The sequence below is a fragment of the Enterococcus sp. BWB1-3 genome (genome assembly GCF_016745275.1).
Classification (GTDB): domain Bacteria; phylum Bacillota; class Bacilli; order Lactobacillales; family Enterococcaceae; genus Enterococcus_L.
In genome coordinates this window covers 14,632-39,380 of record NZ_JADOEP010000021.1, presented here as the reverse complement: position 1 = coordinate 39,380, position 24,749 = coordinate 14,632, and the positions used below count along the sequence as shown (strand labels likewise).

Annotated in this window: 20 protein-coding genes and 1 pseudogene; 4 read left to right on the top strand and 17 right to left on the bottom strand. The window is 35.1% G+C overall.

What is annotated here, in order from left to right:
- Positions 1–411 precede the first annotated feature (411 nt).
- The gene (locus IW492_RS13490) at positions 412–600 is read right to left on the bottom strand and encodes a hypothetical protein (protein WP_202068165.1); all 189 of its coding nucleotides are present in this window, start codon (positions 598–600) and stop codon (positions 412–414) included.
- Positions 601–1,065: 465 nt separating this feature from the next.
- Positions 1,066–1,317, bottom strand: a complete 252-nt coding sequence (locus IW492_RS13485; RefSeq protein WP_202068164.1) for a hypothetical protein — start codon at positions 1,315–1,317, stop codon at positions 1,066–1,068.
- Positions 1,318–1,448: 131 nt separating this feature from the next.
- Here IW492_RS13485 and IW492_RS13480 point away from each other — a divergent pair, with 131 nt between their 5' ends.
- Positions 1,449–1,907, top strand: a complete 459-nt coding sequence (locus IW492_RS13480) for a hypothetical protein (protein WP_202068163.1) — start codon at positions 1,449–1,451, stop codon at positions 1,905–1,907.
- 69 nt (positions 1,908–1,976) lie between these two features.
- On the opposite strand, the gene IW492_RS13475 is transcribed toward IW492_RS13480, so the two are convergent.
- The 5 genes from IW492_RS13475 to IW492_RS13455 form a co-directional block, all read right to left on the bottom strand.
- Entirely contained in the window at positions 1,977–2,291 is a 315-nt protein-coding gene (locus tag IW492_RS13475; RefSeq protein WP_202068162.1) for a Dabb family protein, read from the bottom strand.
- Positions 2,292–2,427: 136 nt separating this feature from the next.
- Positions 2,428–5,349 (bottom strand): DEAD/DEAH box helicase, encoded by a 2,922-nt coding sequence (locus tag IW492_RS13470; RefSeq protein ID WP_202068161.1) that lies wholly within the window; start codon positions 5,347–5,349, stop codon positions 2,428–2,430.
- A 2-nt stretch (positions 5,350–5,351) separates the two neighbouring features.
- The gene (locus tag IW492_RS13465) at positions 5,352–5,744 is read right to left on the bottom strand and encodes a (deoxy)nucleoside triphosphate pyrophosphohydrolase (RefSeq protein WP_202068160.1); all 393 of its coding nucleotides are present in this window, start codon (positions 5,742–5,744) and stop codon (positions 5,352–5,354) included.
- Between the two features lie 62 nt (positions 5,745–5,806).
- Positions 5,807–9,277 carry a helicase-related protein gene (locus IW492_RS13460; protein ID WP_202068159.1) on the bottom strand — a complete coding sequence of 1,157 codons (3,471 nt, stop codon included), beginning with the start codon at positions 9,275–9,277 and terminating at the stop codon, positions 5,807–5,809.
- Positions 9,268–9,882, bottom strand: coding sequence for a master DNA invertase Mpi family serine-type recombinase (locus IW492_RS13455; RefSeq protein ID WP_202068158.1), 615 nt, complete (start codon positions 9,880–9,882; stop codon positions 9,268–9,270). The genes IW492_RS13460 and IW492_RS13455 overlap by 10 nt, the downstream gene beginning before the upstream one ends.
- A 76-nt stretch (positions 9,883–9,958) precedes the next feature.
- Here IW492_RS13455 and IW492_RS13450 point away from each other — a divergent pair, with 76 nt between their 5' ends.
- Positions 9,959–10,825: a TaqI-like C-terminal specificity domain-containing protein gene (locus IW492_RS13450; RefSeq protein ID WP_236671918.1), complete on the top strand. Its 867-nt coding sequence runs from the start codon at positions 9,959–9,961 to the stop codon at positions 10,823–10,825.
- Here IW492_RS13450 and IW492_RS13445 read toward each other — a convergent pair.
- The 7 genes from IW492_RS13445 to IW492_RS13415 all read right to left on the bottom strand — a co-directional run bounded on the left by IW492_RS13445 (position 10,803) and on the right by IW492_RS13415 (position 22,350).
- Entirely contained in the window at positions 10,803–13,997 is a 3,195-nt protein-coding gene (locus IW492_RS13445; RefSeq protein ID WP_202068157.1) for an Eco57I restriction-modification methylase domain-containing protein, read from the bottom strand. The two genes, IW492_RS13450 and IW492_RS13445, sit on opposite strands and share 23 nt — an antisense overlap.
- A 267-nt stretch (positions 13,998–14,264) precedes the next feature.
- Entirely contained in the window at positions 14,265–14,852 is a 588-nt protein-coding gene (leuD, locus tag IW492_RS13440) for a 3-isopropylmalate dehydratase small subunit (RefSeq protein WP_202068156.1), read from the bottom strand.
- Positions 14,852–16,228, bottom strand: coding sequence for a 3-isopropylmalate dehydratase large subunit (gene leuC, locus IW492_RS13435; protein ID WP_202068155.1), 1,377 nt, complete (start codon positions 16,226–16,228; stop codon positions 14,852–14,854). The genes leuD and leuC overlap by 1 nt, the downstream gene beginning before the upstream one ends.
- Before the next feature lies 1 nt (position 16,229).
- The gene (gene leuB, locus IW492_RS13430) at positions 16,230–17,279 is read right to left on the bottom strand and encodes a 3-isopropylmalate dehydrogenase (protein ID WP_202068154.1); all 1,050 of its coding nucleotides are present in this window, start codon (positions 17,277–17,279) and stop codon (positions 16,230–16,232) included.
- A complete protein-coding gene (locus tag IW492_RS13425; protein ID WP_202068153.1) occupies positions 17,279–18,802 on the bottom strand; it encodes a 2-isopropylmalate synthase in 1,524 nt (507 codons plus the stop codon). Before IW492_RS13425 ends, leuB begins: the two co-directional genes overlap by 1 nt.
- A gap of 1,021 nt (positions 18,803–19,823) precedes the next feature.
- Complete coding sequence (locus IW492_RS13420) at positions 19,824–20,627, bottom strand: Cof-type HAD-IIB family hydrolase (protein WP_202068152.1); 804 nt, start codon at positions 20,625–20,627, stop codon at positions 19,824–19,826.
- 709 nt (positions 20,628–21,336) lie between these two features.
- The gene (locus tag IW492_RS13415) at positions 21,337–22,350 is read right to left on the bottom strand and encodes an ROK family transcriptional regulator (RefSeq protein WP_202068151.1); all 1,014 of its coding nucleotides are present in this window, start codon (positions 22,348–22,350) and stop codon (positions 21,337–21,339) included.
- Positions 22,351–22,769: 419 nt separating this feature from the next.
- On the opposite strand from IW492_RS13415, the gene IW492_RS13410 reads away from it, so the two are divergent.
- Together IW492_RS13410 and IW492_RS13405 are read left to right on the top strand one after the other, a co-directional pair.
- Positions 22,770–23,132 carry a hypothetical protein gene (locus IW492_RS13410; protein WP_202068150.1) on the top strand — a complete coding sequence of 121 codons (363 nt, stop codon included), beginning with the start codon at positions 22,770–22,772 and terminating at the stop codon, positions 23,130–23,132.
- Positions 23,133–23,164: 32 nt separating this feature from the next.
- Positions 23,165–23,326 (top strand): hypothetical protein, encoded by a 162-nt coding sequence (locus IW492_RS13405; RefSeq protein WP_202068149.1) that lies wholly within the window; start codon positions 23,165–23,167, stop codon positions 23,324–23,326.
- A 165-nt stretch (positions 23,327–23,491) separates the two neighbouring features.
- On the opposite strand, the pseudogene IW492_RS18125 reads toward IW492_RS13405, so the two are convergent.
- The 3 genes and pseudogenes from IW492_RS18125 to IW492_RS13400 form a co-directional block, all read right to left on the bottom strand.
- Positions 23,492–23,716, bottom strand: a pseudogene (locus IW492_RS18125) (IS30 family transposase); the annotation flags it as partial.
- A 36-nt stretch (positions 23,717–23,752) separates the two neighbouring features.
- A complete protein-coding gene (locus tag IW492_RS18430; protein WP_269160941.1) occupies positions 23,753–23,878 on the bottom strand; it encodes a hypothetical protein in 126 nt (41 codons plus the stop codon).
- Positions 23,879–24,076: 198 nt separating this feature from the next.
- Positions 24,077–24,730, bottom strand: coding sequence for a bifunctional 4-hydroxy-2-oxoglutarate aldolase/2-dehydro-3-deoxy-phosphogluconate aldolase (locus tag IW492_RS13400; RefSeq protein WP_202068148.1), 654 nt, complete (start codon positions 24,728–24,730; stop codon positions 24,077–24,079).
- Between the last annotated feature and the right edge of the window lie 19 nt (positions 24,731–24,749).

Genomic DNA, 24,749 nt, shown 5'->3' with positions numbered 1-24,749 from the left:
TCTTTCTTATGATCACTTTTTCTTACTAAAAAACAAAAAGACAGCATTTTATTTTTAAAGATTGATCCCTCTACAGTCCGTATCAACTCTTAGTTTATCTTTATCTTATTATTTGTGACGTATTTCACTATAAAACATATCTTTCTATGATTATTATAAAGAATCTGAAAAAATACAAATGAAACCAACAAAGAGAATCAGGGCATGTCTGAAAAAGCAGCTGCTTTTAACCCCCACTAATCCAAGAGAGCTTATAGAAATTTCTCCTGTCTCATTCAATTTTTCCGTTGAAAATCGAAGGCCTTATTAATGAATAAATTTTCTTTTGTTATTTTTTCTTTATAATATAAAAGGACCGAAACTCCGTTGTTATTTAATTTTTGTTCGCCTTGCAACCGCCGATTCTTTCACCTATACTAAAGATGCAGGATAGAAATTAATAACAATTAAATATAGAAAATTGGCACTTCTTGATTCGGCGCCAACCGGATTAATGAAGCCTTGTAGAAACAGCTGTAACTGTCCATGCAAGTCGCCAATAGTCCAAATAATTCTTATTTTCCTTAGTATGCTTGGAATTCTCCCATCCTTAGAATTCACGGCTCTCCTATTCCCATACTAAAGCAGAATCAGGTTTATTTGCAGACTGTTGAAGACGGTATCAGGACATTCCTGTTATTGTCTTTTTTTCTATCCTGTTGATTTAATATCCAGAACTATGAAAAATAAAAAAGGGCACTTCGTCATCCGGCGCCAACCGAACAACAAAGCCCTGAATAAATGGCTGTAACCATCTAAACAAGTTGCCCTTTGCCAATGCAAAGCATCAGCTCTTTTATTGTACCGAACTTTTCAAAATATTTCTACACGATGATACATTTTTCTGCCAGAATCTGACAAAATTGTCGAATTTCTAAAATAAAACGTAAAATCTATCTCATCATATAAAAAGAAGAAAGGAAAATCAAAATGAAAAATCAGCCCTACTGTATCAAAGCAATCCCCTATCATGATCTCCTTGCCCTGCAGGAAACAATGGAAAGATTAACTTCCTGGCAGGAACCCTTAACTGTTCTCGAACAGTTTTTCTCCGACCAAAGCAGTCCAGTAAATAAACGAAAAATTATCCAGGAGTACCACGCCTGCGCTCAGCTTTTTCAAATTTTTCATGCTGATTACAAGCAGCATATCAAACAAGAAAATGAACAGCTCAGACAAATGATTGCAGGTAAGAAGCTCAACAAATGACTGAATACGGCAAACACTAAACACTTTCTGCATTTGATCAGCTTCAGCGTTTAGCTCTACTCCATTCATTTATCTGATAGCTCCAAAAAATGCTCATATTTGCAATCATTCATTTATCATACAAAAAAATGAGTTGCTTCTCCTACTTTCCCAAGGGTATACTATCCAAGAAACAAATAATATGAAAAGTTGGTATGGATATGGATAAATTATACTGTGAGGCTTGCGGCAGCAATGAGCTGACAAAAAAAGGTGATTCCTTCGTTTGCAATTATTGCAACACCTCTTATTTAATAAAAGATAGGACGAAACATACAGCATTTGCAAATGAACCTACATCCAGAACTGTAGAGACACCTATTAATAAAACAGAACGACATGAAGCTCCAGCACCTCAAATATATGTTCCATTTCAAAAGAAAGTTCTAAGCCTCGGGCTAATGCTGGCTGGATTGCTTTTTCTGATTCTTACTGTTGTGTTTTCTCAAATGGATAACAAGGTAGGCGTCGGACTCTTTAGCTGGTGGTCCGTTCTCTTGCTGAATATCAGCTATACAATGCTTTATGGAAAGAAAGTTTTTTTAACAAAGAAACTGAATGGCTGGCAGCTGACTGTGATTACGATAGTTATTTTCTTATCAGTAATGAGATTGGTCTAGAGAACTTACAAGATAAAAAAGATAACTATTATTATTTGAGTGTGGGACAATAGTCAGAAAAAAATCTGATTATTGTCCCACACTCTTTTGTTTGAAATCAACACAAACTCGATTCGCTGTTACCGATTTTATAAAACCGCCTACGCGAATATGTTCCGGATGCGTCTGATATGCTTTTAACGCTTCCTCGTCCTCATGCAAGCTGCACAAAACGACATCATGTGTACTTGTATCCAACAGCTCAGTAATGACCTCCAATGAAACAATTCCTGGAATAACACTTTTCAATGCTTCCAGCTCTTCTTTTATCTTCTGTCCAAGGCTTGTCTTCTCCTCATCGGTAAAATTGTCCTTAAAATGCCACGCGACAATATGTCTGATCATAAACTTGTTCCTCCTTGATTATTATTAATATACCGAAATTCGAACGGAGATAGGATGAAATTCTTCGATCCGATTATCTCTAGCTCACTCTTTTCACAAATACACTAATACTTAAAGCAATTTCTTCAGAAAAAGATTACTTTTGTTTGATAAAATCATAGGTTTCTATAGGAACAGGTTGTTCAAGATTCATCTCAATACTTACAATATCGGTATCTTTACCATTTTTATCTTCTACTACCTGTTGCTTAACAGTGTCTAGCTTAGGAAAGCCTCTACCTAAATAAACAAATTCACTAGATTGCTTTGCTTCTTTTTGAACAAAAACGTGAATTGCTAAACCTGATTCTTTATAGTCCTCAATTAATTTTACATCCTTACTTTCTCTTGTACGATTTGCTTTTGTATACCATAACAGCGTATGACGATTAATCAGCTCGTCCTCATATTTCACACTATTTTCGATAGAATCATCTTTATGATAGTTTATAAAAATTGGACACGTATTATATTTTATTCGATAGCCATACATGGTTCCTTTTTCATCATTTTCCCAGTTAAGTAATCGGCAGACATCCTGTCTCGTGTAAACTTCATTATAAGTCAGAGCATTCTCCAACTTATATCGATGACTTCTTTCAAATGATGTTTCGATAATATCTTTAACATTATCGTAAAACCATTGGTTCATTTTTAGTGCTTCAACAAAATTTTCAGATAAACGGTAATAAGTATTTTCCAATAATACAAGCGGTTGATCTCCATATTTTTTCTGATCATTGCTAACAAAAAAATCTAATGAAAGAATCCGCATAACCGAATTTAATATGTCTTCGTCTATTGGATAACTATAATTTTTGAGTAAACTAGTATATTCAGTAATCGAAATAGCTTTTTGATTTATTAGCGTATTTAATAATAGAAGCTCATGGTTTCGTTTTCCATTAATTAACTCCTTAGAAAGAAATGTGAGAATTTGATTTTCTAACTTAGATAGTTCTGGAATATCTTCTTTCATCCAAACTAAAAAACCAGGATAATTCTCTTTATAGCTACTTATAAACAAAGGATCAACTGTATCATTCGCAATAAAATCAATTAATTTAGGGAGTCTACCAATTTTATTCTTCAAGTTTTGATAAGCTTCTTTATAATTTTTAGCTGTATTAAGATTTGACTCTTCAATAGACTGGAAAATACGATTCTTTGATATTTCATCAAAGCTTATTGTGGATAATCCAGAAAGATATTTGGTCCCCATTGTCTTTTTACGTAAATCAATTCTATTCAACGAATTATCGCCAGTTAAAGCAATTGGTATTAAATAATTGTTATCGTAGTTACCAATGAAGTCAATAATCGTGACAAAGTCCTTATCCTCAAATTTTCTTAGACCTCTACCGAGCTGCTGAATAAAGATAATGCTTGATTGTGTTTTTCTCAGCATAACTACTTGATTTATACAAGGAATATCAATACCTTCATTAAAAATATCTACCGTAATGATATAATCTAACATTCCATTTTCTAATTGCCTAACCGTTTCTTCGCGCTCATTAATAGTGTGATCACCAACAAGTGCTTTTGTTCGAAATCCGTTTGCATTAAAAATTTGTTCAAGCTCACTGGCTTCATTTTTCCCACTACAAAAAATGAGCCCTTTTACCTGGTCTCCACAATGACCATAATATTCTAGCTTTTCAAAAATATAATTCGTTCGCTCCTCACTGACTAGTTGACTAAATTCAGATTTATCATCTATAGAATAACCATCAATCTGTAAATCAGTGATCCCAAAATAATAAAACGGACAAAGCATCTTTTCTTTTAGTGCTTCTTGAAGTCTAATCTCGTAAGCAATATTGTAGTCAAATAATTCATAAATATTGAAACCATCTGTTCTCTCTGGTGTAGCAGTCATACCTAAGAAAAATTCTGGCTCAAAATAATCAATAATTTTCTGATAGCTATTAGCTCCTGCCCGATGGACTTCATCAATTAAAATATAGTCAAATGTGTCCTTAGCAAAATTCTGTAAAGTTTCATCTTTTGATAATGTCTGAATGGTTGCAAACACGTATTTCTCATCCTGAATTTTTCTATTCCCAGATAAGATACCAAAATTCTCTTCAGATTCACTCAGCACATTTTGGTAATCAGACATTGCTTTAGTCAAAATCTGTTCCCGATGGACGACAAATAATAGCCTTTTCGGAGCAAAGCTTTTAACATCAAATGCAGATAGATATGTTTTTCCAGTACCAGTTGCTGAAACAACTAGAGCCTTTTGTTTTCCTTCATTACGAACCTTTTGAATTTCTCGTAAAGCTTGCTTTTGCATATCATTGGGTGTAATTTCTCCAACTTGATAATCTGCATAGTCTTCACTTTCACTAGCAAACTCTAGAGCCTTCTCAGACAAAAACGGATTTTCAGAGCCATCAATTTTACGAGTAATTACAATAGGCTTATAGCTGTCTTCATATTTTTTGATCCAAGTCTCAGTTAAATCAATAGAATTTGCCCACATTTCTTCAAAACTATGTTTTACTGATCGAGTTAGGTCTCCGTTAACTAAAGAATTTAGCTTTAAGTTCCATTCACAGTTCACTTTCAAAGCTTTAATCGTCAAATTTGAGCTACCCAATATCAATGATTCATGTGTATCATGTTCAAAATAATATCCCTTAGCATGAAATCCTTCCATGTCTGTAATTCTGATATCTATATTCTTTAGCTTCGTTAGCTCCTTAAATGATTTTGGCGAATTAAAATAAAGATAATTTGATGTAATCATTCGTCCACAAATTCCCTTATTCGCTAAGTCAGACAAAACTGTTTTTAAAGGCTGAATCCCATTTTCAGTAACAAAAGCAACCGCAAAGAAAAATTCCTTGCAGGTGCTCAGTTCGTCTATTATTTCATTTAAAACAAAGCTTTGTTCAGATTCTTGATTCATCAATAGCTTTGCTTTATATAAATCATTATAGTCTCTACTTCGATCAATAAAACTGTGTTCTAAAGAAGTTTGAAAATGCTCTAACAAAGAATAATCCATAACTAAACTCCCTTAACTAATTCATCTATTGTTGGAATATCGGCTGGTGCCCACTCTAAAGTTTCTAATTGAGAAATCGTCAACCATTTAATACTTTTATGCTCTGTTAACTTCGGTTCCCCCTTAAGAAGTTCACAAAAGAAAGTCGTGAGCTCAACAATCCCAAAATCATATTCATGACGAGTGGTAACAATCTTATTCTTAATCAATATCTCACAAAGAAGCTCTTCCTGAATTTCACGCTCAAGTGCTTGCTGAGGCGTCTCCTCTGGTTCTATCTTTCCACCAGGAAACTCCCATAAACCACCTAGGGATTTATCTGCTCCACGCTGTGCACATAAAATCAAGCCATCCTTCTCAATAACAGCTCCAACTACATGGATTTCCTTTTTCATATATATTACCGATCCTAACTAAATAAATTTTACCATCCTACACGCACAAAATCTTTTTACTTTTAGATATTTTTTAGAACACCCAAGAACTCCATTGTACTCTTTTCTATATCTGCATTATTCCTTGTACTAATTGAGTTATCTTTATTTTCCTCATGAAATTCTTCTTCAAATATATACATAAATGTAGTAAGTTCATTCCAAATTTTGTCTCGAACCAATTTTAAATTTAATTTACCATCTTCTCCTCTTAGGTTCCTTATAAAATCTTTTTGCTTATTATTAAACCCCCGATTAGGTAAAGCATTAACTATATTTGAAAAAATTTTAGGATTTACTTCAGAATTTTTAAAATTTAAAATATACTCTCTTTTTTTTGAGTTTAACTCGTTTGCTAATTCTCGAACAAGCTGAGAATTATTATCTTCTGCATTAATTTTTTCAGCATTATTTTTATTAAATTCATTAATAATATACTCTGAGATTGGAAACAGATCTTTATTTATATCAGCTACTGCTTGTTGAGCTAACTCTTCTTTAAACTCACTTACACTATAACAATAATTTGATAATCCAGAAAATAAACTAGCTTCAGCTTCTACTAACGGAATCTCATTACAATGAGAAGTAAAAAGTTTGGGCCTATCAATCATCTCTACTATTTTCCCATTTATGTCTTTTAGTTCACCACAAACTAAATATATATCCATATTATTAATTTTAGTGAAAGCATATTTAGGAAACAATTCTATTCCATCTAAATATTTTTGCTCATAATCCACATTCTCTTCATAATAATTATAAAGTCTGTATTTAGCTTCTTGTTCACTAACTTCCATTGGTTTACTCAAAAAATCAAATGTATTTTCTCTTACTTCATTTCTCTCCAACGCAATTCTTAATCCATTTTCTTTTATGTCTTTCATAAAAGGTAAGTTTATGTCGCTATTTGTATCATACGAAGCACTCTCAGCCTTTAATTGATATCTTGAAAGCAATGCAATTTCCGCATTAATAATTTCATCTGAAGGAAACGCATAAATAGAAATTTCGCCATTTAATAATTCTTTCGGTCGATCAATACGACCGATTCGTTGCTCTAAACGCATAGGATTATAAGGTAACTCAATCGTCATAACTACAGTTGCATCTTGCAAATTTTGTCCTGTACTTATAGCATCTGTACCAATTAAAATATTGATTTCCTTCCCTGGAAGTAATTCATGTTTATATTTTTTTGAACTAGGAGAAAATCTTCCTAACACATCTTCTTTATCCACTACTTCATTATTTGCACTGGAATTCTTTCCTGAAACAAAACCTACTCCATGGGAACTAAATTGGGGATTAGCCATTAAACTGTTATAATAATCACGCGCAGTATCTACGAACTCAGTAAATAATAAAACCTTATTACCATGTTCTAACTCTTTACTAATTTCCTCACAAATTGCTTTTTTCTTTCTATCATCATCAGAAATTTTTCTCCAATTTTCTAAAATACTTTTAAGTTGAGCTCGGTCTTTTTTGATATCCGTAATTATTCTATTTAAGTAATTAGTAAGATTACTTTCTGTCAAAGCTTGATCAATTAATTTAAGACGATTTAGCTTAGCTTGACCAATATCGTTCAACCACTCTTCATCTTCAGAAAAGTCTAAATCTAATTCAAATGTATCTTCAACTTCTTTAAACCTTTTATCTATTAATGACTTAAAATACTGTTTAACTGTGCTTAAATTTTCTGTTTGTAATTCTTCTATTTCTTGATTAAACATTTTTAGTCTCTTATCAATGTTTTCTAAACTTCTTTTAAAAGCTACATTGCTAGAATCAGCTCTGCGTAGCAATTGCTGTCTTTGCCTTATTAATAAATTACTCTCTGAATCAGAAAAATATTGGATGATTGTATCTTGATAAGGTAATTTTAGTCTAATTAATTTCTCTAAAATATTATTTAAAGCTAAAGAAACCTCTGGACTATACCCTATACGATAGGGCTCATCTCCATTTTGCTCTAAGGGAAATACACGTTTAGGATATTTATCAGAAAGATGGTTTTCATTAGATAAACTAAAACGTGTTCGTTGAATAAAAATATCGTTCCAAAACTGTTCATATGCTACTTGATTAATATCTTGTCGTCTTTTAGTTTCATACATTGAGGAAAGATTATTATTTATCACATAGCTTCTATATTGTCGACCTAAGTCAATCTTTTCACTATTTAAGAACAATGTACCTAAACGAATGACATCCTCTCTAGAATTATTCCAAGGAGTTGCGGTCATCAAAAGACCTCTTAACTCTCTTGATTTATTATTACGAGATTTAATTATCAACTCCTGCATTCTTTGATAAGCCCTATTCTTTATCTTAAGAAATCCCTCATGCGCTTCATCAATAATAATTAAGCCATAATACTCTGCATAAAAATCTAGATCTTCATCTGTTTTTAATGCAAAACTTTGCCGTGTAATAATATCATAATCACTTCTATTAACTTTTACATTTCTTAATTCAAAATGCCATTGTTCTTCAAGTCGACTATTTGCTAATATTAATATTTTTCGTTTGTCATTACTTTGAGAAAAATCCTCAAGAAAAAGTTTTATAACTGTTGCAGTTTCCAGAGTTTTTCCTAATCCTACTCCATCCGCTAAAACAACAGTATCTTGTTTAAGTAATTTTTCGTATACTTTTTCAATTCCTTGTCTTTGATGAATAAAAAATTTACTTCCATCTTTTCTCAAAGGATAGGGTAAACTATTTTCTATAGTTCGAATTCGCTGTTCTAAAGTTAAATCTTTTTTTTCCCCATAGAATTTTGCAAGTTGATAGTACACATAACCTACAGGAGTATATTTTTTTGTTTTTTCATATTCAGTCCAGTTTATTATCCCTTGTTTCTTTTCAGTTTCTAATTCATTAATTAATTCTCTGCTATATTCTATTGAATAATTTTCCCAAATTTCAGAAAACCAGTCAGTGATTACCCTCCATGTATCATTTGAATAAATATTTAATTCTCTATTTTTTACTAAACCACCTTGAGTAAAATTAGACGAGCCTATTAGTACATGACCTGATGTACTTTTTCTAGTTTCTGAAAAGAGGTACGCTTTCCCATGTAAAAATTCAATTTTTTTCAAGTTATTAGTATTTATGAATTCTTCCCCAACAAATACTCTAACTTGAATTCTACCTTCTTTTATCCAATTAACTACATCACAAAAAAATTCATTATCAGGATAAAATAATTCATCTTCAAAAAGAGAACATACTTCTTCTTCAAGATGATTACTAAATAGCCAACGCATTGCTGGATATTCTGTAGAAGTCTCCATAAAATAATGGAGAGCTTCTTTTATTTCACTAAGTCCACTTAATCTAAAAAAGGCGCTTGCAATATCGACCGCTCCAGTATTCATATCAATTAGCATAGAGCTAATGGCGTCTTTCATTGTTAGAACATCATTATCTATTCTATTTGTAGTTTTTAATCGATTATATTTTGGCTCTATTACAACCACTCCCCTTCCTCTTTTAGCCTTTTAACAAATTTAGTTACTGTCATTCTATTTACTCGTAATCTTCTAGCAATTTCAGAATATGACTTCCCTTCTTCCAACAATGAGATGACTTTTTTCTTTTTCGAGTATAACTTTAAACTTTTTATATTTGAAGTTCCCTTAGGCCTACCAAGTATTATTCCCTCAGATTTTTTTCTCGCTAAAGCTTCCTTTGTTCTTTGAGATATTAGATTTCTCTCTATCTCTGCGGATAAACCGAAAGCAAATGCTAAAACTTTTGAATTAATATTATTGCCTAGCTCATATCCTTCTTTAACTGTAAAAACAGATATTTGACGTTCCATACATTCGTTTAAAATACTCATCACTTGAAGTAAATTCCTACCAAGTCGAGATAGTTCACTAACAATAATAACATCATTTCTTTGTAATTTAACTAACAACTTTCCAAATTTTCGCTCTTCTAATTTTTTTTTTGCACTAACGGTTTCTTCAATCCATTTTTCAATGATAATATCTTTTTTTTTACTAAATTCTTTTATTTCAAACCTCTGATTTTCAACCGTCTGTTTATCAGTGCTTACCCGAATATATCCATAAATCATTTATTTTTTACTCCTCCATTGATTAAAATTAACGAGCGATTATATTAAGCAGAATTCTATAAATATTATTTACCAATTGGGAAAAACTTGGACAATTCTTTCCGAAATAGAAGAATCAATTAAAGATAAAGTTGAAGAAGTAGGCACTCCTTTAAAAGAATGGGATATTTCAATAAACTACGGAATAAAAACCGGACTAAATGAAGCATTTATAATTTCAGATGAAACACGAAAAAACATTTTAGATAATTGTGTAACCAAAACTGAACTTAGAGAAACACACAAAATTATTCAACCGATAATTCGCGGCAAAGATATTAAGCGATATATAATTGAATTTCAAAATCTTTTTTTAATAAACGTTCACAATGGTTACACAACAAAAGAAAACAATCTAATTAAACCAATTTGTATTGATGATTATCCAGCAATAAAGTCATATTTAAGTAAATTTGATGATCAACTTTCTAAAAGAACAGATAAGGGAGTGACTCACTATAATCTTAGAAGCTTAGCATATATGGACGATTTTTTTAAGCAGAAATTGATCTATCCAAATATGACAAAGTATCTCCCATTTGTTTTTGATGAAAATGGTTATGTTACAAACCAAAAATGTTTTATAATTACTGGAGAAAATATTGCCTATCTAACTGCTTTCTTTAATTCTTCATTATTTAAATTTGCTTTTTCTAGTAATTTTCCAGAGCTCCAAGGAGGAACACGAGAATTAAGTAAAATTTTTTTCGAAATGATCCCGGTGAAAAAGGTTACAAAGGAAGTTAATCAGATTTTTTACGAAAAAATTACGAAAATTCAAAACTTTAAAAAAGATAATATCTATGATCACAATCAATTAGAGGTGGAAGTTGATAACATGATTTTTGATATATATGGAATTAAAGAAGATCAAAGAAAAATTATCGGCTATATTGAGATTTAATAAATTCTTGTTCAGATACTGTCAACTCGATCATTTTCCCTGGCTTTGGTACTGGTAAGTCAAGTAAGTTATTTAATTTGAACTCTTTATCGATCCCACCTCCCATGTAAAAGCGTTTAAATGCGAACCAAATGAGATCCGAAGTTAATTGTGCCAAAAGGTACTCTAAATTTTCTCCAGTTATTATATAACCAGTATCATTCAGTATCATTTTTTGCTTATCCATAGCGAAACAAGGAGAATCTCCAGGTATTCTTGAGAATACAATTTTTTGCTTAAAAAAATCGTCCATATAATTTGATCCATATCTTTGCAAAGCATACCATTCGTATCTTTTATTTACTTCTGATTTATTTCTATTTGACAATAGCTCCTTATATTGAAATAGATGATTATAAATACTAGGGAAATTTTTTTTGAACTCTTCTTCAGCTAATAATGATGCTCCACGAATACTTTTCTCGTTTTCTAGTGGGAAATGCCAAGGTATATAAATAACATACTGTTCGGCAAAAGTATAACCATATTTTTTTATATCTCTACCACGTAAAATTGGATGAATTAATTGGTCAGATTTTGGATCCTGAGTAATTAATTTTTGTCGAGTAGTTTTATCAATAATAAAAGCTTGATTTAAACCCGTTAGAATTCCTCTATTAATATTAATTTTCCACTCTCTTAAAGGAATTCCATTTTGCTCAATTTTTTCTTTTATAGATTTTTCTACAGAAGATAGTATGGTCCAATTGTTTCCTAAAGTAAAACTAGTCTTTTGAGAATTCTGCTTAATATAATCGCTCATATTTTCTATACGTTTCTTTGGATCTTTAGAAGCTCTAGAAAGATCAGTTACTTTTAAAATATTTTGATTTTCTGATTTTTCAACTATCAGTATATTAGTATCAACAGTTGCATTAAACATATTATCTCCCAAATCAACAAGTAGAATTGGATTAGTTTTTTCTAAAAGGTAATTTCTAATTGATTTCCCATATGCTGCTCGCATCCATTTATTAGAAGTTACAAATCCAAGATATCCAGATGTTTTTAGTAACTTTATGCTTCTTTCATAGAATAAAGTATATATATCTCCCCTTGCTTCGTACGTTTCAAACCCACCTAAAAATTTATATAAATCCTTCTCTTTATTTTCAAATTTCTGCAATGAAATATACGGTGGATTCCCAAATATTACGTCAAATCCTTCTGTCAAATGCCCTTCTTCATCAAAGAAGACCTCAGTAAGATTTATTTCTAAAACTTCTACAAGTTTATCTTCCAATATTTTTTTATTTAGTTTTTTATTTTTAAGCAACATTTGTTCCAAAAAAATATTTTGTAATTCCTGTCTTTTTTCATTATAGACTTCAAAATCTACTTCATTTTTTAACATTAAAAGTCTCAATTGCCTTAATTCAATAATTTGACTATTATAAATCTTAAAAAATGTAGTCCTATTCTCATAATCAATAGCACTTACAAGTGAATTAGTGTGTAATAAAGTTTTTCCTAGTAACTGGGGCAACTGTTCGGAGTTCTCGTACATTGTTTCTAAACCAAGTGCGAAACTTGAAACTATTAAAGCTTTCAAATCGATATCAATTCCGTAAACCATACTATTGACAGCATACTTTTGTAAACTCTGTTTACTATCTAATTCTGAATATTTTTTTATTAGTCTTTCATCATTAACCGCTATTAATATATCGTTATAACAATTACCTATACGTTTGACTGCTCCAGCAAGGAAACTACCTCCTCCACTAGTAATATCAGCAACTTTCAACGAAAGAAATTTATCAATAATTAATTCCTTTTTACTCTTGGGAGCTTGTTCTAACTCAGCTAATACTTCCCGTAATTTCCTTCCTAGTGATTCTTCTAAAATATACTCAGTTATTTTTTCTTGAGTATAAAATGCCCCTTTCATCTTTTGATCTCTTTTGTCCTTATCATAATAAAGATAGCCATCTTTTTCTTTCAGCTCATTTCCCATAGTCTGTTCATACTGTTCACCAATTGTTGAAGGAGAGACATCGGCTAAATCAAAATCAAAATTATCATTTGATGTCCAATGCCACATCTTAGACCACTCATTGGGAGTTAATAACAACTCAATTTGAGTTGCAGCTTCTGCAACATCTCCAACATATAAATCTCCTCCATAAACAACTGAATAGCTATTAATAAAATCTTCTCGTAATTGGTTTATGCTTTCGTCAGAATCTGGTTCAACCTCTTGAATTTCTACAGATTCAAATAATTCCATCTGTTCAGCAATAGAATCAATAGGTTTCTTCATATTCTGTAACTCTTTTTCACTATCTAAATCAATATTCTTCTTTTTAGAAATTGAATTATCTAAACTACTTCCTAATCCCAAATTTTTTATAGCATTGTGAGCCTCTTTTTCAGTGTAACCGTATCGACCTTCTAAAATTCGTACTAAAATTTGTCTTAAAACTAAAGTATCTGTCACAGCTGAAATTATTTCTTTATGAAACCGATTAGTATAATCTAATTCATCTATATCATCATGAATGACTTTCTCTACAAGAATATTTTGAGCTTTTGTATGTTTAGTAATATACACCATTAATTCTTGTCTAAGTTTTTTTGTACGAATCTCGAATGCTTTGTCATCACTAATAGGAAATCTAAACAATGATTTTGAAAATTCTTCTAAAGTAGTATCTGTAAAAAAGTCTTCTGTATATTTGTCTGCAACGTTAGAAAAGCGTATGGATTCCAATTTTAAATTGTATTTATCTGTTTTCCTATTTAGTTTTTCCAAGCTTAAATCTAATCTACTTGAATACTCGTTAATATCAAAAATTAGTAACCGCTTTTCTCCAACAATAATTAAAAAATCCAATTGACCAATAGAATTATTCCCAGACATTTTCTTTATATTGGAAAAACGATCAAACAAGGTCTTAAATCTGTTAGCTGCTGTTTTTATAGTTAGTGTCACATCAAAAATAATATAGGCAAAGAGTCCATCAATATCTCTAGGACGATTTATTTCAAAAAAGCCATCAAACTTTTCTTTACCAATAGGAGCAACTGGAAAAACTTTTGCTCCTAAATAATCAACTACAAGCTCAATACCCTTTTCGTCTGGTGTTAATGATTCAATTAATTTAATTTGTTCTTTTTTATTCAATGACATGACAAGCACTCCCTTTTTCAATAAGTAAAAATAACCAAACTAATCTTATCATAAAAAAAATATCTTACAAAGTCTATTTTAGAATCAATTTTAATTTAGCACTAAAAAGTCAGTTTTTGATCAGTAAAAGATCCATAAATAGTTAATAAAACTCTATAAATATTAATTTTCGAATTTATGCTACATATCAACATAAAAAATGAGTTTATATCTTCTTCGATTAGAAAAATATAAACTCATGAATTAATTCCATATTACTTTATTTCCTTACCCCCAATACCCCACTATCCCCTTCTCATACTCTTCTATCTCTTTTTCATGTCCCAAGGTAATGGCTATGTCGTCCAGTCCGTTGACCAGTTTGTGTTTCCATGTGCTGTCAATGTCAAAGCTGTAGGCTTCGTCATTGGCAATGACCTGTTGGTTGGGCAGGTCAACGGTGATGCTGGCGTCTGCCGGCAGCGCCGCCAGCTTTTGGCGTGCTTCCAGCGGCAGTACGATCGGCAGCAGACCGTTCTTTGTTGCGTTCATGTAGAAGATATCACTGAAGCTGCCGGCAATGATTGCCCGGAAGCCGTAGTCTGCCAGTGCCCACGCCGCATGTTCTCTAGATGAGCCTGAACCGAAGTTGTCTCCGGAGATCAGGAACTCTGCTCCCTCGTATTGAGGCTCATTCAGGATAAAGTCAGGATTTGGCGTACGGTCAGGCAGATAGCGCCATTCATCAAACAGGAATTCGCCGAAGCCTGTTTTTTCAATTCGTTTCAGAAATGATTTTGGAATGATCTGATCGGTATCAATATTGTCATTCATCAATGGTACGGTTGTTCCTGTATGCTGTGTAAATGCCTTCATTATGCACCCAGCTCCTCTCTGATATCAATAAATGTACCGTTTAGGGCAGCGGCAGCGGCCATTGCCGGACTGCAAAGATGCGTTCTTGCGCCCTTCCCCTGACGTCCTTCAAAGTTTCGGTTGGACGTTGACGCACAGTGAACGCCTGCCGGTACCTGGTCAGGATTCATACCCAGACACATGGAGCAGCCCGGCTCCCGCCATTCAAATCCAGCCTCTTTAAAGACTTTATCTAGTCCGATTTTTTCTGCTGCTTTCCGTACCGGTCTTGAGCCTGGAACGACGATAGCTGTTATACCGTCTTTTATTTTCTTCCCGCGAACAACATTTGCCGCTTCTTCAAGGTCTGACAGGCGGCCGTTGGTACATGACCCAATAAAGACGTAGCCCACTTCAATATCAGATGGGCGTTGTCCCGGCTGTAAATCCATATAGTTGTAGGCACGTTCATCGTTCATGTCTTTGATTTCAGGGAAAGTACCGGTTACCGGAATCCCCATTTCAGGATTGGTTCCCCACGTGACAAAAGGAACCAGCTCGCCTGCGTTCAGCTCTAGATCGGCATCATAAACCGCATCCGGATCGCTTGGCAGTGTTTTCCAGTCAGCAATTGCCGATCCCATATCCTTTGGCGCGTATTCTCTTCCATGAACATATTCATATGTCTTTTCATCCGGCGCCATCATGCCCATTTTTGCTCCGCCTTCGATTGCCATGTTGCAGATTGTCATGCGCTCTTCCATGGTTAGACTTTCAATTGTATCTCCGTAAAATTCTACAGCATGACCGACACCAAAGTCCACACCGTATTTTGCGATCAGTGCCAGAATAATATCTTTTGCATACACACCTTTTTCCAGCTTCCCGCTGATTTTTACACCCATGCTTTTCGGTTTTCTTTGCCAGATTGATTGTGTAGCAAACACATGCTCCACTTCACTGGTTCCAATCCCAAAGGCCAGTGCACCAAATGCTCCGTGCGTCGCTGTATGAGAATCTCCGCAGACAATAATTTTACCCGGCTGAGTCAAGCCTGTTTCCGGTCCGACCATATGAACGATTCCCTGACGATCACTCCCATTATCACAAAGTGTAACGCCAAATTCCTCACAATTTTTCTTCAATGCTTCAATCTGTTTTTTAGCAACCAGATCAGTAATATTAAAAATATCCTTCGTCGGTACATTATGATCCATCGTACCAAATGTTTTTTCCGGACGACGCACTTTGCGTCCAGCTTCTCTCAAGCCTTCAAACGCCTGAGGAGATGTTACTTCATGAATCAAATGCAGATCCACATACAACAGCTGAGGCTCCCCGTCATTTCCAGTTACCACATGGCGTTCCCAAAGCTTATCAAACAATGTTTTACCCATCTTATTCGCCTCTCTTCAATTCATTAATTACTGCATCTGTAAATTCCTGCGTCCCGGCGCTGCCGCCCAAGTCCCGGGTCAAAACGCCTGCATTCATTACCTTGTCGCAGGCTGCTTCTATTTTCTTCGCTGTATCCTCCATACCAAATGATTGTCGAAGCATCATAGCAGCCGACAAAATCATTGACATCGGATTCGCAATATTCTGCCCGGCAATATCCGGTGCCGAGCCGTGGATCGGCTCATAAAGAGACGGCCCGCTTTCACTATGGCTGGCACTTGGCATCATGCCCAGAGAACCAGGAATCACAGAAGCTTCATCGCTTAGGATATCGCCAAACAGATTTTCTGTAACAAGTACGTCAAAGTCCTTGGGTTTAGTAATCATCACCATCGCCGCTGAGTCCACCAGCTGATGTTCCAATGTGCAATCCGGAAATTCCTTTGCCACTTCTTCAGCCGTTTTGCGCCAAAGCTTGCTTGTCGCCAGCACATTGGCTTTGTCCACTGAGGTTACTTTCTTATTTCGCGTTCGAGCGATTTCAAATGCTTTGCGAATGATTCGTTGCATTTCCTTTTTCGTATAGATACACAGATCAGAGGCCTGATCTTCTTCAAGTTTCTTTTCTCCAAAATAGATTCCTCCTGTCAGCTCACGGACAACAATGAAGTCAACCCCTTTAACATTTTCCTCTTTCAATGGAGATAAGTGAACGACTGCATCAGGCACGCTGATCGGTCGAATATTAGCGAACAGTCCCAACGCTTTACGAAGACCCAACAGTCCCTGTTCTGGACGCTTAGGGGCATTATCCCATTTCGGTCCGCCAATTGCTCCAAGTAAAATAGCATCGGCCCCTTCACAGGCAATCAGCGTTTCTTCCGGCAGCGGATCGCCTTCTTTATCAATTCCGGCTCCGCCAAATGGAAATTCCTGAATATCGAAAGCCAGTTCATCCTGAATCATTACCTCTGATAAAATTTTCAGTGCGCTGTCCATAATTTCTTTTCCGATACCGTCACCCGGCAATGCAATGATTTTTTTCGTCATTATCTCTGCTCCATTTCTTTTTTGAATCGTTCACTTGCCTGTACATAGGCTTTTGCGGATGCTTGAAGAACATCAAAGTCTATCCCTGTTCCGTTAAACTGTCGTTTGCTTTCTGTATCCTGAACAGTCACATACACCTCAGCCTGTGCATCTTCTCCGCCGGTAATGGCTTTGATGGAATACTGCTTTAATTCCGGCGTCTGCTCCATAATTTTGTCAATGGAGTTGTAAATTGCCTGAATACTTCCAGAGCCGATTGCTGATTCTGTTTTTGTGTCGCCTTCATTATTTTTCATGGAGACGATCGCTCCCTGACTACCGTCAGAAACATATTGCAGCTGGACACGCTCTAGATGACAAACCTCTTCTGTTTCTTGTGTCTGCCCGATCATCAATGCAATCAAATCTTCATCCGTCACCTGCTTTTTCTTGTCAGCCAAAGCTTTGAAACGTTTAAAAGCAGTCTTCAATTCCTCTTCTTCCAGCTGATAGCCCAGCTCTTGCATTTTAGTGGAGAAGGCATGACGACCAGACAGCTTGCCTAGAGGAAGAGAGTTATTGGTTACACCGACCAGTGATGGCGTAATAATTTCATACGTATCCGGATTTTTCAGTACACCGTCCTGATGAATTCCTGACTCGTGAGCATAGGCATTCGCTCCAATAATGGCTTTATTTCTTGGCACTGCCACACCTGACAGTCGACTAACCAAATCACTGGTCCGTTTGGTTTCATTTAACACAATATTGCTTCCTGCCTGATAAAAATCTTTGCGGATGTAAAGAGCCAGTGCCACCTCTTCCAGCGCTGTATTTCCTGCTCTCTCTCCGATTCCATTTACAGTTCCTTCAACTCTCAGTGCTCCGTTTTCAATCGCTGCCAGCGCATTGGCTGTTGCCATTCCCAAGTCGTCATGACAATGAGAAGAAAAAATGATTTCCTGATCGCTTTGAATATTTTCAATCAAAAATTTGAACAATGCTCCATACTCAGTCGGGTTTGAATAGCCCACGGTATCTGGTATATTAATGATCGTTGCCCCTGCATCAATCGCTGTTTGAACAGCTTTCAACAGAAATGGTTTTTCCGTCCGTGAAGCATCCTCCGGAGAGAACTGTACTTTTTCAAATTTTGATCTGGCATAGGCAACATGCTCTTTGATGGATGCAATCACTTCATCCGGCGTCATTTTCAGCTTGTATTCCATGTGCACCGGACTGGTTGCCAGAAATACATGTATTTGTGGATGAACAGCATTTTTCAACGCTTCATGTGCCCGATCAATATCTTTTTTCTGACAGCGTGCCAATCCTGCAACCGTCATTCGGGTTGCTGCCTGAGCAATAGCCTGAACTGCTTCAAAGTCTCCAACTGATGCGATTGGAAAACCGGCTTCAATGGTATCTATCCCCCATTTTTCCAATTGTCTGGCGATTTGCACCTTTTCTTTTGTATTGAAATTTACACCTGGCGTCTGTTCTCCGTCCCTCAGTGTTGTATCAAAAAACTGAATGTTTCTCATTATTCTTACTCCCTTCATTTTTTATTCGTTTGAGTATTCAGAAAATTATGACTATTATCCATACGTTGTTGTCTCGTCACTCTATATTCTCAGTTCACTTCCTTTTATACAGCATTTTCAGTAAATCATTTTCTTCATTTAGAGACTTCTCAGTATTTTCTTCATCTGCCAATAAAAAAAGCATCCCATGTCTGGGATGCGTATCATCCCGTTCATGCAAATGCGAAACAGGACTCTTCCATTCTGATCAAAAATCGTTGCAATCAGATAGCGGAGTCCTCAGCTAATAATAATAAAAAGGTTTGTTTGTATGTGGTTTTCTTCATTACAATCAACATCCTTTATTTACTGAATTTTCTGTCAATTAAACCTTATAAAAAATAGCTTACAGAATTTTCCCATCAATGTCAACTATTATTTGAAAAAAAGATAATCAGAATCACTTTTCACTCTCACCATTCAAAAAATAAATCCTATCCTTTGCCTGCTTTTCAAGCTGTTCCTCATTTAGTCTTCTATCTGTTAGGATATCTATTTATCCATCCTTCCTCGTCAGCTTCAAATTAGATATGGAACGGTAGTACTCAATTTTTCACAATAGTACATTTTTTCGAGTCATCATCTTCATATTTTCGATTAGCCAAAAAGCCTCTGGATAACTCTGCTGGCAAAGGAAGAAAATATATAACAGATAAATAGAAAATCCAAAAAGAAACAAAGAAATTTGATGCTTCTTTTATAAAAATAGAAAAAGAAATCATTATTTTAATGAGCGGTCGTGCTGTTGGTGCCGGATTTTCAACATCGGTTTATTCAACGGTATCTTCAAACAGTTTTTCTCTAAGTTCGAAAACAGCGAAAAAATTTTATTTGTTAATCTTCTTAATCAATTAACTCCCACAGTTCAGTTGATGAACCCACAAAAGAATGTTTATTTCTGTCCTGCCATTTATTCAAGTTTTGAGTGTGAGGCAATTTTCACTTTGATTATTGTCTCACACTCTGTTTTTCTGTCTGTCTTCTATTCACCCAACAGCTTCTCTATCTGCTTCAGCACACCATTTTCATTGTTTGTTGCAATAATCTCTTTGGCTGTCTCTTTGACTTTCGGATGTGCATTGCCCATCGCATAGCTGAAACCTGCATGCTTCAGCATCTCCAGATCATTGCCGCTGTCACCAAAAGCTGCGACTTCTTCGTCTTTTATTCCCCACAGCTTCTGCAGCTTCAATAGTCCATTAGCTTTATGAATACCCGGAATAATCAAATCAATGTCTTCATGACCGCTTGAAACCGGAGTTATTCTATCGTCCATGGCAGAAATCAGGCTGTCTAAAATTTCCTGTGCCTTTCCCTTCGGTACAGTCAAAGCAAATTTAAACAGCGTATCCTGATCAACTCCATACAAGTCGTCTACTAATTTCAGACGATGATAATAAATACTGCCGTGATCAACAAAGGACTGAGGCTCTTTTTTATTTACATAGGCACTTTCTCTACCGCATAAAATGGTGTGCACATTTTCATACTGTCCTAAGATATCCAAAATTTCATGAACTTCTTCAAGTAACAGCTCTCCGCAGAAAATTTCTTCCTCGTTATTAACAATATATGCACCGTTTTCAGCAACAAAAGCAATTTCAGCGGCTATTTTTGGGAAAAAGGATTTCAGCTGATAGTACTGATTCCCGCTGGCCACAACAAATTTTACATCCTTCTCCTGCATTTTTTTATAAAGTTGCTGAAACAGCTCCCGATCATAATCATTTTGACTATTTAAAAATGTGCCATCCATATCTACTGCAATCATTTTTATCTGACTCATTGTATGTCCTCCTCGATCATCTTTTCTTCTATTTTATCCTCAGCAGACTTCTTTCTGCGAGCTGGTCCTCTATAAAAACGGCTTGCCAACAAAAACAGCAAAACTTCATATACAATAGCAGCTGCCAGTATAAACAGCAATCCTCAGCTGTTCAGAATAGACAATGCCGACAGTAACAGCGGAAAAGTCTTGAACAAACACGATAAATGATGTTCCTTCTGCCACAAAGTCCTTTTTAGTATGGCACTGAAAAAAACACTGAAAGCATTTGCGACATTCCTAAGCCCAAACCGGCAACTTCGGCTGACAAAATAATCACCGAATAAGCAGCAGAAGCCAGTATGATTGTATACAAAAGACTGCCAGTTAAACCAATACTGCCATAATCACAGCGGAAAGGCGGTTCGATATATATAGTTTATTCTGTCGCTTCGAACAGCTCTCTCAGTAATTCGTTATGGTATTCCAGCAGCTCTTTAATCGTCTGATTAAACAGATCTGTCAATTCTCCCGATCAACGAAGGTCTTCTCTTAATTTTCATCATCGGCAGCCATATACAAATCACCTGCCAGCATCCGTTCTTTTTCTACGTATCTTTTAGACAGAGTACATTTTAGTTCTCATCTTTCGGCCCTTTCTATTTGAAAGCAGCTCACTCCATTCTTCAAGGTCTGCGAACTGCATTTCATTATTCCTGTAATTTTTTCCCTAATCGAACTGTTCCCATTGCGTATTCAATTGTGTAATGCCCAATGCAAACAAGCCATAAATATAATGATTATGAAAATCCTTTGACAAAACGATTTCAGGCAATTCAGCATAAGGAAACTCTTCTTTCATTCTTTGTTCTATTCTTTCTTTTAAATGTTCATCAGTAAATCCTTTATCCCGATAAATCACAAAACAATCTGGGTCATAAAGGCTCATAAACGTTTGTACATTGTTCAGCAAATTTCCGATCACTTCTTCCTCACTAAAGCTGAATGTTTTCCAATCCGGATCAGAGGGCAAATGTGCAATTTCACCCGCTACGCCATTTCTCCCTTTAACGAGTCGACCATGAAGAACAATACCTGCGCCCGGTGGAAAGCTTTCAGGATAATACAAACCGACAACAGCGTTTTCTGCTTCTAACAGCATCACCTGACTGTATCCATAAATTACTGCATTCACATCGTTTTCAGTAATTACATCAAAACCAAAGGCTTCCTCCAGATACTCCTTTAAATTCTCATCCTTTAACAAAGGAAAATCCATATCCTTCAATATACCCTCATGCTCTACCCCAGGAAGCCCAATAACCAGACACTGAATTGCCGGATAGTCTTTAATAAATCCGGCGATCTGTGCTTTCACCAGTGTCTTGTCAAAATAATTGCCCAGCTGGACTTCCTGTCTCAGTATCTGACCATTCAAATCATGAACGGTGAATAAAAAAGTGACGGCTTTATCTTTTTCCAACAGAGCTACTGTAAGCACCAGCTGATGAAAGGCATTAAATTCAAATACACTGGCCTTCCTGCCGCCGGTTGTTGCAGAAGCTTTTGTTTCAATGACTTCATTCTCTGCTAGAAGATCTTTCATTAAATTATTGACCGTCATTGTACTTAACCCGCTTTTTTCAGCCAGTTCAGGCTTCGTTATTCTTTTTTCTTTTTGAATAATCTTTCTCAACCGATGAAGATTACTGTTTTTCAGCTGATTAGGGGTTCCCGCCTTCATCTTATTTCACCTCAATTTATCCTTATCACATTTTATAAACCAACTTTATAAATATTATTTACAATCTTACTTTAGAATCTCTAGTAAGTCAATTTGTTTTTTTATTACTATGAAACCGCCAGATAGAAAAAAAAAGGAACAGTCATTGATCCGTATACTAAATACAAAAGCTGGCATGTTCAGTATGATCTGACATTTGAATTGCCGCAGGAAAAAAAACTAGTTGAAAGCTGTATAGATGTTTTTAAAGCAATGAAGCCTTTCAGTGACTAGCTAAACACAGCACTGTTTGACTTTCAGTTTTCAAATCGGTAATGAAGTTCTGCGAATGCTCTTTCCGATACCTTGGAACACAGACAAGTTATTATTTCTCAATTCAGCCGATCTTTATTATAATAAAATAAATGGAGGTGTCTGTGATGGCAGCAACAAAAGAAAAAATTGAAATCTTTTTATCGTACCTATCTGAAACGCATACCAAATGTCTGGCTTTGTATGATTTAATCAGCATCCAGCCTCGTACAGATGAAACGGACGTACGGATCTTAGTTAATATCAATGAGGTATTCACTTATTTCCATAGTGTGCGGGTTTTTTATTACAGTAACGAGGCGCTTGCACAGAATAAAACGGAACCTTTTTTCGATGCATTTGAAGATTTTTATTTTGAACTGAAACAGGTCTTTCTTCATGAGGATACAAACATTGCACTTCTTTATAAAAAGCTGGATGTGATGAAAAGTTCATTTGAAGAGTTGACGAATTGGTTCAATGTCTTATAATGAGAGTTGATAATAATTAAAGAGGTGCTGAAATGGATCACACGGATGTTCTAGAACGCTTAAGAGAAGAACTGAAAATCCCTTTTTTCAATGGCAAAATTGAGGAGAAAGAGTACACTGAAGAAGAATACCAGAAAATCAAAGCCGATTTGATTCAGTATTTCGATGATTATGTACGAAATGTAGAAAATTAAAGAGTCTCTCCCTGAGTCTGAAAAAGTAGGCTTGGGGATTTTTTTATTCGGATAATTAAAAGTATTCCCTTGACTGTCTTTCCCATTTGAAAAATCCAGAGAAGCAAAAAACAAACATGTTTTAACGGACAAACTTCCTTTAAAACCAAGAGTTTACACTATCATTTGTTGAAATTCAGGATAGTCAGTGAGTCTTTCTAAAATAGTACATTTAAATGCTCGCTTTCCGTGACACTCTTTATATCCGTTAGGCTTTCGTTTTCCTTTCATTGGTAGTGTTGCGACATCAAATTGATTGGCTTTGAACTTGCAATAGAGCGTTCTAACAGAGCAAGAAATAGGAATTGCCGCTCCTCAGCTAATAATCACATCAAGTGTCCAGCCTTGGGCAAACAGAGAGTGTAAAATAAGTAATCTAACTGACTGTTAATTAAACTGTTGCAGGTCCTTTTCTCCAAACATATCCTTAAATGCGTCTTTTATGTCTTCAGTAGTCTTAATATCATAGTGTTGAATCATTTCTTTGATTTGATCTCTAGAGAGCATACTCATGGTTTGTTTCTCCTAGTTTATTTATCTCGTTTTACCATTGGAACTTACACAAAATATTTTATACTCTCCTGATCTATTTAAACGAGAAACAGAGGGTCATTTGGTTTACCCATCCAAATAATCCCCCTGTTTCATTTTTTTATGCTTTTTTGTCTCAAGCCCTTTTGTCGGCGAACAAGTTTGGTTGTTCAATTAAGTCTAGACATTTTTATTTGCTTTGATTAAATCAACCAGCTCTTTCAGCGTACTGTCTGCTGTTTTGCCGTTATCTTCTTTGATCAATGCTTCTGAGATAATGAACGAGCCGCCCACACCTATTATTGGTTTGCTATTGAGATATTCAATAAAGTTTGATTTGTCGATACCGCCAGTTGGCAGGAATCGCACATCGTAAAATGGACCGCTCAACGCTTTAATAGCTTTAAGTCCGCCATAAATATCTGCCGGGAAAAATTTAACGACTTTAATCCCGTAATCCAAAGCTCGTTGAATATCACCGGGAGTTGCTGTTCCGGGAAATACTGGAATGTCTTGTTTAAGACAATATTCAATCACCTCTGGAACAACTGCTGGTGATACAACAAATTTCGCCCCGTTGGCTACCGCAATTTTAACTTCTTGAAGAGTTCTTACTGTACCGGCTCCGACTACCAATTCACCAGACACAGCTAACTTTTTAATTGCTTCAGCAGCCAGATTACTGCGAAAAGTGACTTCGATAAAACGAACATCATTATTCACAAGAATCTCTTCCAGCTTGTCTAAATAACTTAAATCAGTTGCTGTGTATAGTGGTAACAATTTTACCTCTTCTAGTTGCTTATAAATTTCATGATCCATATTTGCCAGCATATTTACTCACTTTCTTATA